The following is a 13,709-nucleotide window of genomic DNA, read 5'->3' as shown; positions in this document are numbered from 1 at the left end:
ATGCTTAGAGTAAATCGATTAAAAATGAATAGTAAATCTGCATTAACAATATTTGTTTTTGTGATAGCTATTGGATTTTATGCTTGTAATAACGATTCACAAAGTACTTTAGATAAAGCAGAACAGACTGATAATTCTAATGCGCACCCAAAATTAATTCTAACAGCACAAGGTGTTAAGGACATAAGAGCGCAGCTTGGTACTATCCCAATTTTTGACAAAACATTGGCTGCAGTAAAAGAAGAGATTGATGCTGAAATAGCTTCTGGCATCCATATGCCAATACCAAAGGACTATTCTGGTGGTTATTCGCACGATCGTCATAAACGCAATTTTGTAGTACTACAAAAAGCAGGTGTGTTATATCAAATTCTTGATGATGAAAAATATGCTAAGTATGTTAAAGATATGTTGATGCAATACGAAGCTATGTACAAGACCTTGCCAGTGCATCCAAAAACAAGATCATATGCAAGAGGTAAATTGTTTTGGCAATGCTTAAACGATTCTAATTGGTTGGTATATGTTAGTCAGGCTTATGATTGTATTTACAATTACCTATCGGAAGACGAAAGACAACAATTGGAAACCAATTTATTTAGACCATTTGCCGATTATATTTCTATCGAAAATCCGCAGTTTTACAATCGCGTACACAATCATAGTACTTGGGGTAATGCTGCTGTAGGAATGATTGGTCTGGTTATGGATGATGACGAATTGGTACAACGCGCACTTTACGGAATTAAGGATGCTAATCTAGATGCTAATGCCAAAGACAATGATGGCGGATTTATAAATAAAGACGGAAAAGCTGGTTTTTTAGCTAATCTTGAAGAACCGTTTTCACCAGATGGGTATTATACCGAAGGGCCATATTATCAGCGTTATGCAATGTATCCTTTTTTAATTTTTGGCGAAGCTTTGCAAAATGCAAAACCTGAACTTGAAATTTTTAAATACAAAGATTCAGTATTATTAAAATCTGTAAACGCCTTATTGCAATTGTCTGATGCTAAAGGTAACTTCTTCCCGCTTAACGATGGACAAAAGGGAATGTCTACCAAAACCAATGCATTAGTATCTGCAGTAGATATCACCTATCATTTCGGTAATCAAGACGCTGGTTTGCTAAGTGTTGCAAAAGCACAAGATAAATTAATGTTAGATGATACTGGATTGTCTGTAGCTTTAGGGTTAAAGGAAAATAAGGAAGAGCCATTCAGCAAAACATCTATTAATTTAAGCGATGGGTCTGACGGAAACCAAGGTGGTGTTGCCATTTTAAGAACCAAAAACGAAGATTTGACCTTAGTGTTTAAGTACGGAGCACAAGGATTAAGTCATGGTCATTACGATAAACTGTCCTTTTCATTATATGATAAAACCGATGAGGTTTTGCAAGATTACGGATTAGCACGTTATGTAAATATTGAGCAAAAAGGTGGCGGAAACTACCTAAAGGAAAACAAAACTTGGGCTAAACAAACAATAGCGCACAATACGTTGACGATAAACGAAACATCGCACTTTAATGGTAAATATGATGTTGGAAGTCAGCATCATTCCGTTCTACATTATTTTTCTTCAGAAGATGAAACTATACAAGTTGTAAGTGCTAAAGAAGAAAATGCGTATCCAGGTTCAGAATTATTACGCACAATGGCGTTAATTTATGATGAAGACTTAGGCAAACCTTTCATTTTAGATATAATGAAAGTGAATTCAAATACCAAAAATCAGTACGATTTGCCATTTTATTATTTCGGTCAAGTATTAAGTACAAATTTTGAGTATGAGACACCAAAAACATTAAATGTATTAGGAAGTAAAAACGGATTTCAACATGTATACTTAGAAGCTAAATCTAAAGGATTATCAAACAATAGTCAGTTCTCTTGGATGCATCAAAACAAGTTTTACAGTTTAACTACTGTTACTAATCCGAACGACGAATTACTGTTTACTAGAATTGGTGCTAATGATCCAGATTTTAATTTAAGACGCGATCCAGCCATCCAATTACGACGAAAAAACACAAAGAATACTGTTTTTGTATCAGTAATTGAAGCTCATGGCAATTATAGTCCGGTTACAGAATTGGCAACAAATTCAAGAAGTGAAATAAAGGAACTTAAAGTGTTGTTAGATACTGAAGACTATACTGCTATTGCAATAACTACTGTAAATGATAAAACCAAGTTTTTTATAACAGCAAACACAAATGCATCAAAAGAAGCAAGACATACTGTAGAGATTAACGGAACGTCTTACAATTGGACAGGAACATATTATTTTAAATAAAACACAAACATAAAACTTAAAAAATTATGAAACGATTTAGTGATAAATACATTATTACAAAAGACATGGAATGGGAAGAACTTGGTGGCGGAGTATCAAGGAAATTCTTAGGCTATGATAACCAAATTATGATGGTAAGAGTAAAGTTTGAAAAAGGTGCTTTGGGTTCTCCACATCAACATTTTCATACACAAGCTACTTTTTGTGTTTCAGGTAAATTTGAATTTGAAATAGATGGCGTAAAACAAATCGTTGAAGCAGGTGATGGTGTGTATATCGAACCAAATTTAATGCACAGTGCAGTTTGTTTAGAGGAAGGTGAGCTTATTGACACTTTTAGCCCAGTAAGAGAAGATTTCTTAAGTGGAGGCGCAGTATCATATTTTGGTGATAAAGAAGCGTAAAGCGAGATTTTTTTAGAGGTCTCAAGTTTTTCTTAATTATAAAATTGAGTAAACTATAGACCTCTTTAATTGTCAATTATGAGAATAGTATTTGAAAACTATAATTTTTAACCTCATTTTTTGATAAATTCTTTTTTTAACATATAAAATTTTACGAAAACGTTGTATTTAACAAAATTTTATATATATTTGGTAAACCAATCTGGTAAACCAATTTTTTTCAGATAGGTATTTAAATAAAAAAAAGGACAGGTGCACGCCTATCCTTTTTGGAAATTACTTCTTTGGAGGGAAGTAAATATGTAGCTACTAAGAGCACATAAGTTTAATACAAAAGTAATAAAAAACTCGATTGTATTAAAGCTTTAAAATGTTTTTAAGTAGTTAAAAAACTAACTTTTTAAAAATTTAAATGATTAATTATGAACTTAAAAACTAAGCTAACCATTATTGCGATGCTATTAGTTAGTGTTGCGGTTTTTGCGCAAGAAAGCTTTACGGTGAAAGGTACTGTTGTTTCTGCAGTTGATAATTTGCCGATTCCAGGTGTTAATGTTGTTATACTTAAAACAACAAAAGGCACATCGACAGATTTTGATGGTAATTATCAAATTGATGTTAAAACAGGAGATGTGCTCCAGTTTTCATACATTGGGTATGTTACACAAATTATTGTTATTGAAAATCAAAGGACAATTAATGTTTCTCTGGTTGAAGACACTAACAAACTAGATGAAGTCGTGGTTGTTGGATATGGAACCCAAAAGAAATCTACTGTAACAGGTTCTATTTCTAAAGTAGTTAACGAAAGTTTAGATCAAATAGCTGTAGCTAGGGTTGATGATGCTTTAATTGGTCAGGTTTCAGGAGTTAATATTCAAGCAACATCTGCAGAAGCTGGTGACGCTCCAACAATTAGAGTAAGAGGTGTTGGTTCAATAAATGCTGAGTCAGGACCTGCTGTAGTTGTAGACGGATTAGTTGTAAGTTCAGATTTCCTTGGAAATATGGATATGAACGATATAGAGTCTTTTGAAATTTTAAAAGATGCTGCATCAGCTGCAATTTATGGTAGTGAAGGTTCAAACGGAGTAATTTTAATTACCACTAAAAGCGGAAAATCAGGTAAAACAAAATTTAGTTACCAAACTTATGCTGGTATTAAAAGTGCTTTTGGTAGCGATGATTATAGAAAAAGTGTTTCTGATTGGGCGGCAAAAGAGCTTGCTGAGACAGGAGAACTTTCAGAGAGAACTCAATACATGCAATTATTGGTTGCCACTTTGGGTGTTGATAGAGATTGGCAAGATGTGTTTTTTGAAGATGGACTTATTCAAAGTCATTCATTTTCAGCAAGAGGAGGAACTCAGGATACTAAGTTTAGTATATCATTAAGATATTTAGGAGATGAAGGAGTTGTTTTAACTGATGATTATAATCTATATAGTGCTAAGGCAAAAATAGATAGCAAACTAACTGACAAATTAAAGTTTGGTTTTAGTGCTACTCCATCATATTCTAAACGTAGAGCTTTACCAACATCTATTCATAATCCAATCAGGCAATCACCATGGTTACCAATATACCATACAGAAGAATCGCTTCAATTTGTTGATTTTAATGCATATCCTAATGTAACAGTAGGTGATTATTTTATGGAAGACCACCTAATTGAACTAGATTTAGATGGTGATGGTAGTGATAACAGACCAAGAACTTCAGGAGATGCAAACCCATACGCTCAATATGTAGAGAGAGAACACTATGAGTTTAAAACCAATCTTTTAGGTTCAACATATTTAAGCTATGAAATCACTGATGGTCTTACAGCTAAAACATCACTAGGTATTACCCTAGAACAAAGAAAAAGAACACGTTGGAACGGAACTAAGTTTCATCAAAATGGAGCTGCAAACGCATCATATGAGTTGCATAATAGATTTAGAACCAGAATTATTTCTGATAATACTTTAAACTATACTAAGCAATTTGGAGATCATGATTTAAATGTGTTGTTAGGAGCAACTATTCAAAAACGAAGAACAGAAAATAGCGAAGTATTAGGTACAGGATACTCTAATGATTTATTAAAGAACTTACAAGGAGCTACACAAATTACAGAATTTGAAGAGTATAATATAGAACGTAGAAAAATAGGATATTTTGCGAGAGTAAATTATGCATATAAAGACAAATATTTACTTAATGCTTCGTTTAGACGAGATGGAAGTTCAGTATTTGGTGTAGACTCTAAATGGGGAAATTTCCCAGCAGTTTCTGTTGGTTGGAATATGCACAATGAAGGTTTCTTGGTAGAGAGCGATGTTGTTAGTAAATTAAAACTAAGAGCAAGTTACGGTCTTACAGGAAACGAGAACTTCAGTTTAGGGGATGACATTACTAGTTGGTACCCTTACTTAGCTTTATTAGATAATACAACTGCTGTTATTGATGGAACTATTGTAAATGCACCAAGTGCACTAAACATTGCTAATGCATTATTACAGTGGGAAGCTTCAGTAGAGATTAACCCAGGTATTGACTTTGGGTTCCTAAACAATAGAATTCAAGGATCTTTAGATTACTATAAAAGAACTAGTGATAAGTTATTGTTAGATAACCCTGTATCTTATGTTACTGGATTTAATAATGGTATCGTAAACCTAGGAGAAGTTGTTAATAGTGGATTTGAATTTGAGTTAAGATCCAAAAACATTACAAATGAAAACTTTAAGTGGAATTCAACCTTAATAGCTTCAACCAATAAAAACGAACTTACAAATTTTGGAGACTCAAATGGTCAAATATTAGTTGATACTTATGGTAGAAATTCAGAATGGATTAATCTTGTAGGTAACCCAATATCATCTTTTTATGGTTACGTTGTAGATAGAGAGTTGTCAAACGAGTATTGGGATACGCCATACTTCCCAATTAATAGTCTTTCTGAAGATGTTATTGTAAAAGATTTAAATGGAGATGGTTTAATTACTAGTGCTGATAAAACTATTTTAGGAGATCCATATCCAGATTTAATTTGGAGTTTAACAAATGAATTTAATATTGGCAATTTTGACTTTTCTTTCATGATTCAAGGTAGCCATGGAGCTGAAGTGAGAAACGTAGGAGACCAATATTTCTTTACTCATTGGCAAGGAGCAACAAACAGTCCTCAAGCTGTTGTTGATGCAGGTATAATTCCTGACGCATCGTTTTTACAAGAACGTGTACATACAAATGATATAATACAAAGCGCAGGTTACTTTTCACTTCGTAATGTAAATATTGGCTATAACTTACCTAAAACTCTTACATCTAAATTGGGAATAGAATCGGTAAGACTATACGCTACAGGTCAAAACTTACTATACATAACCGATGACGATTACAAAGGTTTCAACCCAGAGTATGTTGACGATGATAGACCAACTGCTTATGGAGCTCAAAGAGCGGGAACGCCTTTGTTTAGAACAATGTCGTTTGGTTTAAATGTAAACTTTTAATAAAAAAATCATAGTTATGAAACATATAAAATATTTAGCTTTCGTTTTAATAGGAGTTATGTTTTCTTGTAATGAAGATGACTTCTTAAATCCAATTCCAGATTCACGAGTAGTAGTAACATCATACTTTAATAGTGATGAGGAAGTATTGGCAGGTATCCTTGGTGTGTATGATGCTATTCAAGGTATTCCAGAAGAAACCACATCAAACTCAAGTTTAGTTAATAGAGGTGTTCAGTTTGAATATTTAGTTACTGAAATGCGTTCAGATAATACAAGATCTGCAACTACTGAAGGTTCTAAAGCAGATTTTCATAGGTATTTAGTAGATGCTAATAATGTTGAAGTTGAAGATTATTATGCTAGTATGTATGAGATTATTTTTAGAGCAAATAATATTTTAGACTTTATTGAGGTTGCAGATGAAGGTAATAGAGCAGCTTACACAGCTGAGTCAAAATTTTTAAGAGCTTACGCTTATTTTAATCTTGTTAGATTATTTGGTGATGTGCCTATGGTAACATCTGTTGTAAATCCAACTCAAAGTGAAGCATTGTATACACGAGTTGAAACATCTCAAATTTATGATTTAATAATTGATGATTTGCTAATTGCAGTTGACGACTTAAACAATAGCGGTTCTAAAAATAGAGCAAGTAAGGCTGCAGCTCAAGCACTTTTAGCTAAAGTATACTTAACATTACCTAACCCTAATTACATAGGAGCACAGCAAATGTGTGAAGCTATCATTGGAACGCCACAGTTTACGTTACTTCCAGATTTTTATGATGTATTTTATCAAGAACTTAACGATGAAATCATTTTTTCTGTAGGATATTCTTCTGGTTTCTCTGAAGATGCTCAAGGATTTTCATCTGAGTTTACAGCAGACGCAGGAAGACAAGATGGTTTAAATATTGTAAACAATAATTTAATAGCCGACTTTGAAGCTTATGGAGGAAATAGAACAAGTGTTTCTTATTTTCAATCTCCAACATCTTCAGATTTAACCGAAGTTGGTAAGTATCTACCTGATGGATATATGAGAGATGAAGATGGTAATTATGGACCAAATCCACCAAGATTAGCTGGTAATGACTGGATTGTGTTAAGATATGCTGATGTATTATTAATGCATGTTGAATCTATTTTAGCTGGTGCTGAAGTTACCGGAAATCAAGCAGCTATTACATCTTTTCAGCAGGTTAGAGATAGAGCAGGTTTAACTACTCCTGTTACCTCAATTACTAGAGACGACCTTATTATGGAGCGAAGAGTTGAATTAGCATTTGAAAACCACCGCTTTTTTGACTTAGTAAGATTTGGTATAGCTGATGCTGTTTTGAGCGCGCATGCTTCTGAAATGGGTTATCCAGATTATACCTCAAGAGCATTACTATTACCTATTCCTAATAGAGAAATTAATTTAAGTGGAGGATTAATGACCCAAAACCCTGGGTACTAATTAAAAAATATTTTAGACATGAAAAATATATTAAATAAAACTAATGGGCTAATAAAGATAGCTTGTGTAATTGGTATTACTGTCTTTTCAGTTAGTTGCGATGATTACTTTGAGTTTGATTTACCTGAGTCAAATTCAATAGAAGATACAATATTCCCTACGGCAGATTTTTCTTATATGCCTGATGTTGGAGATTTTACTACAATACATTTTACAGATTTATCAACAGAATCAAATACCTTTTTCTGGGATTTTGGAACTGGAGACACATCTAATGAGCAAGATCCTGTCTATACTTTTGCAGATGGTGAGGGAACTTATACAGTTTCACTAACAGCAAGCGATTCTAACGGTGTGTCAGATACTGTAACTTATGATATAGAAGTGGTAGAGCCAGAAGCTATTATCCCTGTTATTTTAGAAGCAGGCTTTGAAGATAACACTTTGCCAGACGGATCAGGTGATGGTCGTGACTCGTGGAGAAATAGTGATCTTGGAGGTGTAATTCAAATTACTGGTTCACCAGTTTATGAAGGTAGTCAAGCTTCTAAGTATCCATCGGCTGGAGATAGAGTTGCTTATCAAGAACTTGTAGTGTCTAGTGATACAGATTACAGTTTGTCATACTATTACACGTTAAAAGATGACTCTCCAGGATCAATTACTGTGTATATATTACCTGGTGGAGGTTATACAGATTTAGCAACAGCAAAAGCTGCAGCAATAGCTTCATTTGAAGGAACCGATCAAACAGATCCTGATATTTATGTTTCTGCTAGTGTTAATTTTAATACAGGAAGCAATACAATGGTATCTATTTTAGTTCACAACGAAGGTGTAGAAGCAAGAATTGATTCTTTTGAAATAGATGTAAACTAAAAATAGAAGGTAAGTGAAGTTTAGGTATTCAATATTTTTATTTTCTTTCTTTTTGATTAACTTTTCTTTTTCTCAAGAAAAGTTAATCAAAGAAGAAGTTGCTACGAAAGAAGTAGAGACAACAAAAAAGAAGAAGAAAAGAAAGAAAAAGAAAGTTAAGTTGCCAGAAATAGACTTAAGTCATTGGAAAGTAACTTTGCCTGTAACAAACAATGAAGGAAAACCTCTAGAGATAAGCCCTCCTGAAATATTAGATTTTGCAAATATAGAAGCAGCAAAACCTTACATGTACATTGACTCAACAAAAGGAGCAATAGTTTTTCACGCGATGCCTACAAATTCAAAAACTAGAAATACAAAGTATACTAGGTCTGAGCTAAGAGAACAAATGATACCTGGAGATAATAACACAAATTGGACATTTGAGCAAGGAGCAAAAATGAAGGGTAAAATCTCAATGGAAGATGTCTCTAGAGACTCTGATGGTAAGTATCATAAAGTTATAATCATGCAAATTCATGGTAGGTTAACAAATGAGCAAAGAGACTTAATTGGTCAAGATGATAATAATGCACCACCAATATTAAAAATATATTGGCAAAATGGTAAAATTAGAGTAAAAACAAAAGTACTTAGAAACATTAATGCATCAGGAGATGCCTTGCTTTATGAAGAGGCTTGGGATGATGACGAAGGTTTCAATTTTAAGCAAGAAGTAGGTTTTAGAAAATTTACTTTAGAAGTAAATGTTTCAGATGGAAAGATGGTTGTTGTATTAAACAATAGTGAATATAAAGTGTATGAAAATATACACATGAAAAAATGGGGAATTTTTGAAAACTACTTTAAGGCAGGAAACTATTTTCAATCAAGAGATGAAGGGTCTTTTGCCAAAGTAAATTTTTACAGCTTAGAAGTAACACATTAAAAACAATTAGTTTGAGTTAGTCTTATATGAAGAGTTTTGTCGTTTAAAGTTTTTAATGATAGAGCTCTTCATTTAAGAATTGGAGTTTATTTATTATTTTAATACCTTTAAATCTGGTTAACCAATTTTATTATGAAGTTAGAAACATTGTCGAAAACCGAAATAGAGTATACTCAAAAGGATATTATATCTAAAATACGAGATTTAATTAATCACAAAAATCTTGAACCTGGAGATAAGTTACCTTCCGAAAGAATGTTGTCTGAAAAATTTGAAGTTTCTAGAAGTAATATTAGAGAAGCAATACAAAAGCTAGAATTTTATGGACTTTTAAAGTCTAGACCACAAAGTGGAACTTTTGTTGCAAATATAGGTATCATTGCTTTAAACGGTATGATTGAAGATATTTTGAGATTAGAAGACCCTGATTTTAAATCTTTAGTCGAAACAAGAATTTTATTAGAACTTAAAACGGTTAGGTTAGCAGCTCTAAGAAGAACAGAAGAAGACTTGGTGAGTATGAGGGCAACCTTAGATGCTTATTCAGAAAAGGTATTAAATGGAGAAGATGCAGTACAAGAAGATTTATTATTTCACTTAGCAATAGCTAAAGCATGTGGAAATAGTACTATTAATACATTTATGTTAATGATTACTCCAGAAATCATTACAAACTTTGAAAAGTATCATGTTTGCGATAAAAACCAACCTGAAATTGGAATCAAAGAACATGAAGCAATTTATGAGGCAATAAAAAATCAAGACCCTCAAGAAGCTAAATTAAAAATGAAAGAACATTTTAAGGTATTATATCAATACTGCTATAGTAGTTAAATTGTTCAAAATGAAAGCAAAATTGCACGGTTTATGTTTTCATTTCTAAATACAATATTGGAGGGAAGTATGTTAATTAAGCATAACCTAATTAAGGCGTCTTAATTCACCTACTCCACTTTTTTTAATAAAAAATTAAGCTCTTACTTATGTAAGTATGGGGCTAACGTTGAAGAATATTAAAAACTTATGAAGGTAAAAGGATTAAGATGGTGGATCATTGGTTTAATCTTTGTAGCTACAGTAATAAACTACATTGATAGAACCGCATTTGCATTACTTTGGCCACAAATGGGTAAAGACCTTGGCATGGATAATTCAGATTATGCTTTAATGCTCAATATTTTTATGGTCACCTATGCTACCAGTAAATTTCTATCAGGAAGACTGTATGACCAAATAGGAACCAGAATTGGGTTTATAGTTTCCATAGTGGTTTGGTCAGCAGCAGCAGCATTTCATGCATTAGCAAGAGGTGTTATTTCATTATCTATAGTTAGAGGGTTACTAGGTTTAGGAGAAGCAGGTTTATGGCCTGGAGCTGTAAAGAGTAATGGCGAGTGGTTCCCTATTAAACAAAGAGCTTTGGCTCAAGGTATTTTTAATTCTGGAGCATCAATAGGTAATGTAGTTGCTCCAATTGTTATTGTTTTTTTGTATGCTCAATTCGGTTGGAAATCAACTTACTTAATATTAGGAGGTTTAGGATTGTTATGGGTGATTCCTTGGTTTATACTCAATAAATCCAAACCAGAAGATCATCCTTGGATTACCGACAAAGAAAAAGCTTTAATACTTAATGATAGAACTGATGATGCTGATGATAAAAAAACAAAAGCAAAAAGCTTAAGTGTGGTTAAAATATTGAGTTATAAACAACCATGGGGAGTTTTGCTTTGTAGGTTTTTTATTGAGCCTATTTGGTGGTTTTTTGCAGGATGGATGCCAATATATTTAAATTCAAAGTTTGGTTTAAGTATAGAAGAAATTGGTAAAACTATGTGGATTTCATACCTAATGGCTGCAGCAGGAGGAATACTAGGAGGTATGTTTACTGAAGCAATAATAAAACGAACTAGTGTTGATGTAGGAAGAAAGGCAAGTATAGTATTAGGAAGTTTATTAATCATCATTGGGTTTGTTTCAATTATACTCTTTGTAAACGATTCTAATTATATGACATTTATTTACCTCGCAGGTATTGCTCTCTTTGGGTTTCAATTTGCTATAGGTAACATACAAACTTTGTCGAGTGATTTATTTAAAGGCCCATCAGTAGGAACATTAGCAGGTTTAGCAGGAACTATTGCAGCTGTATCTCCAATAATTATGAATTGGTTTATTGGTACAATTACCCAAAGTGGTTCTTATACTCCAGCATTTATAGCAATTACAGTGTCAGTTGTACTAGCTGTAGTTTCTATCTTCTTACTAATTAAAAAAGTAAAACTAGTACAATAATAGAACTATAAATTATAACACATATAAATAAAATTAAGATAAAAAACATGAGTGAATTTAAAGGAAATGTAGCAGTAGTAACAGGAGCAACTGGAGGTATTGGCTTTGAAGTTGCAAAACGATTAGGTAAGGATGGTTATACGGTTGTTCTTAATGGTATTGATGATGAGGCTGGAGCCGAAAGGCTTAAAGAGCTTCAAGATTTAGGCATTACAGCAGAATATTATGGTTTTGATGTAACAAATGAAGAGCAAGTGTCAAATAATATAAAGACTATAGGAGATAAATATGGTAAAATAGATGTGGTTGTTAATAATGCAGGAGGCTTAGGTGGTCGATCTAGATTTGAAGAAATGACTACTGAATTTTACAGATTTGTAATGGCGTTAAATCTTGATTCTACTTTTTTTGTTTCAAGAGCAGCTATACCTTATCTTAAGAAAAGTGAAAACCCTTCAATAATAAATTATACGTCTATAGCAGGATGGAATGCAGGTGGACCTGGAGCAGGAATTTATGGAACTTCTAAAGCTGCAGTACATGCTATAACTAGAGCATTAGCAAAAGATTTAGCAGAGTATGGTATTAGAGTAAATGCAGTTTCTCCAGGAACAATTGACACCGATTTCCACAAACAAATAAAATCCACAAAACCTGAGGTTTTTGCTTCTTGGAAAAATAATATCCTACTAGGAAAATTAGGACAGCCTGAACAAGTAGCTTCTGTTGTTTCATTCTTAGCAAGTGAAAATGCTTCTTTTTTAACAGCTGAAACTATTCAGGTAACAGGTGGTCAAGGATTAGGTATTTAAGTTGATTGAGCTGTAATTTTAAGCCAAACAATAATTTAAAACTTGTTGTTTGGCTTTTTTAAATGAATAATAAAGAGAGATTAAATACCAAAGATGAGTAAAATTGTAACATTTGGAGAAATAATGTTAAGACTTTCAACTGAGAGGCACTTGCGTTTTTCTCAAGCAAAAACGTTTTCTGCTACTTATGGCGGAGGAGAATTTAACGTAGCTGTTTCTATGGCTAACTATGGTTTTCCAGTTGAATTTGTTACTAGACTTCCCAACAACGAAATTGGAGGTTGTGCATTAAAAGAAATGCGAAAGTTTAATATAGGCTCAAATCATGTTCTTTATGGAGGCGATCGTTTAGGGATTTATTATCTTGAAACAGGAGCAGGAACACGTGGTAGTAATGTTATTTATGACAGAGCTAATAGTGCTATGGCTACTATAAAAAATGGAGAAATAGATTGGGAAGAGGTACTTAAAGATGCCACTTGGTTTCATTGGAGTGGTATTACTCCTGCCATTTCCGAAACTGCTGCCAAAGAATGTTTAGAAGCTTTAAAAGTTGCTCATAAATTAGGAGTTACAATTTCATCTGATTTAAACTATAGATCAAAGTTGTGGCAATACGGTAAAGAACCAAAACAAGTAATGCCTGAACTTTTAAAATACAGCAATATTATATTAGGTGATATTGATACAGCATTTTTTATGCTTGGGAAAGACAAGGTGAATCCTAATTATCAAGATGAAAAATCACTACCTGTTCTTTATGATCAGTTATTTAAGATTTGTCCTAATTTGCAAACAGTTGCCACGACATTGAGATATTCAGTAAGTGCATCTCACCAACGAATTGGAGGAGTGCTTTATGATGGTAAAACTATTTACAATGCAGATATAAAAGAGGTTACACCAGTTGTGGATAGAGTAGGGAGTGGAGATGCTTTTATGGGAGGATTAATTTATGGTCTTTTAGAAGAAAACAGTACAAAACAAAGGGCTTTAAATATAGCTGTAGCTGCGTGTTGCTTAAAACATACTATCTCTGGTGACTATAATTTAATAACATTAGGCGAAATTGAAAAATTATTAACAGGTAATGCTGATGGTAAAGTATCAAGATAAATA

At 33.0% G+C, this 13,709-nt stretch carries 10 protein-coding genes; all 10 read left to right on the top strand.

Going from position 1 to position 13,709, the window contains the following annotated elements:
* The 10 genes from DMZ43_RS02060 (at position 1) to DMZ43_RS02015 (ending at position 13,706) form a co-directional block, all read left to right on the top strand.
* Positions 1 to 2,304, top strand: coding sequence for an alginate lyase family protein (locus DMZ43_RS02060; protein WP_238155751.1), 2,304 nt, complete (start codon positions 1 to 3; stop codon positions 2,302 to 2,304).
* Between the two features lie 26 nt (positions 2,305 to 2,330).
* Positions 2,331 to 2,708, top strand: coding sequence for a cupin domain-containing protein (locus DMZ43_RS02055; protein WP_131506005.1), 378 nt, complete (start codon positions 2,331 to 2,333; stop codon positions 2,706 to 2,708).
* Between the two features lie 422 nt (positions 2,709 to 3,130).
* The gene (locus tag DMZ43_RS02050; protein ID WP_131506004.1) at positions 3,131 to 6,211 is read left to right on the top strand and encodes a TonB-dependent receptor; all 3,081 of its coding nucleotides are present in this window, start codon (positions 3,131 to 3,133) and stop codon (positions 6,209 to 6,211) included.
* 16 nt (positions 6,212 to 6,227) lie between these two features.
* Positions 6,228 to 7,676 (top strand): RagB/SusD family nutrient uptake outer membrane protein, encoded by a 1,449-nt coding sequence (locus DMZ43_RS02045; protein ID WP_131506003.1) that lies wholly within the window; start codon positions 6,228 to 6,230, stop codon positions 7,674 to 7,676.
* An 18-nt stretch (positions 7,677 to 7,694) separates the two neighbouring features.
* Entirely contained in the window at positions 7,695 to 8,555 is an 861-nt protein-coding gene (locus DMZ43_RS02040) for a PKD domain-containing protein (RefSeq protein ID WP_131506002.1), read from the top strand.
* Between the two features lie 55 nt (positions 8,556 to 8,610).
* A complete protein-coding gene (locus tag DMZ43_RS02035) occupies positions 8,611 to 9,483 on the top strand; it encodes a polysaccharide lyase family 7 protein (RefSeq protein WP_370450267.1) in 873 nt (290 codons plus the stop codon).
* Positions 9,484 to 9,615: 132 nt separating this feature from the next.
* A complete protein-coding gene (locus DMZ43_RS02030) occupies positions 9,616 to 10,317 on the top strand; it encodes a FadR/GntR family transcriptional regulator (RefSeq protein WP_131506001.1) in 702 nt (233 codons plus the stop codon).
* 189 nt (positions 10,318 to 10,506) lie between these two features.
* On the top strand, positions 10,507 to 11,778 hold the full coding sequence (locus DMZ43_RS02025; protein WP_131506000.1) for an MFS transporter: 1,272 nt from the start codon (positions 10,507 to 10,509) through the stop codon (positions 11,776 to 11,778).
* A gap of 47 nt (positions 11,779 to 11,825) precedes the next feature.
* A complete protein-coding gene (locus DMZ43_RS02020) occupies positions 11,826 to 12,590 on the top strand; it encodes an SDR family NAD(P)-dependent oxidoreductase (protein WP_131505999.1) in 765 nt (254 codons plus the stop codon).
* A gap of 93 nt (positions 12,591 to 12,683) precedes the next feature.
* Positions 12,684 to 13,706 carry a sugar kinase gene (locus tag DMZ43_RS02015; RefSeq protein WP_131505998.1) on the top strand — a complete coding sequence of 341 codons (1,023 nt, stop codon included), beginning with the start codon at positions 12,684 to 12,686 and terminating at the stop codon, positions 13,704 to 13,706.
* Positions 13,707 to 13,709 lie beyond the last annotated feature (3 nt).

Origin of the sequence: Meridianimaribacter sp. CL38, from assembly GCF_004328055.1 — a bacterium.
GTDB lineage: Bacteria > Bacteroidota > Bacteroidia > Flavobacteriales > Flavobacteriaceae > Gaetbulibacter_B > Gaetbulibacter_B jejuensis.
Note: the sequence above shows the minus strand (reverse complement) of the source record. Positions and strands in the feature narration are given on the sequence as shown.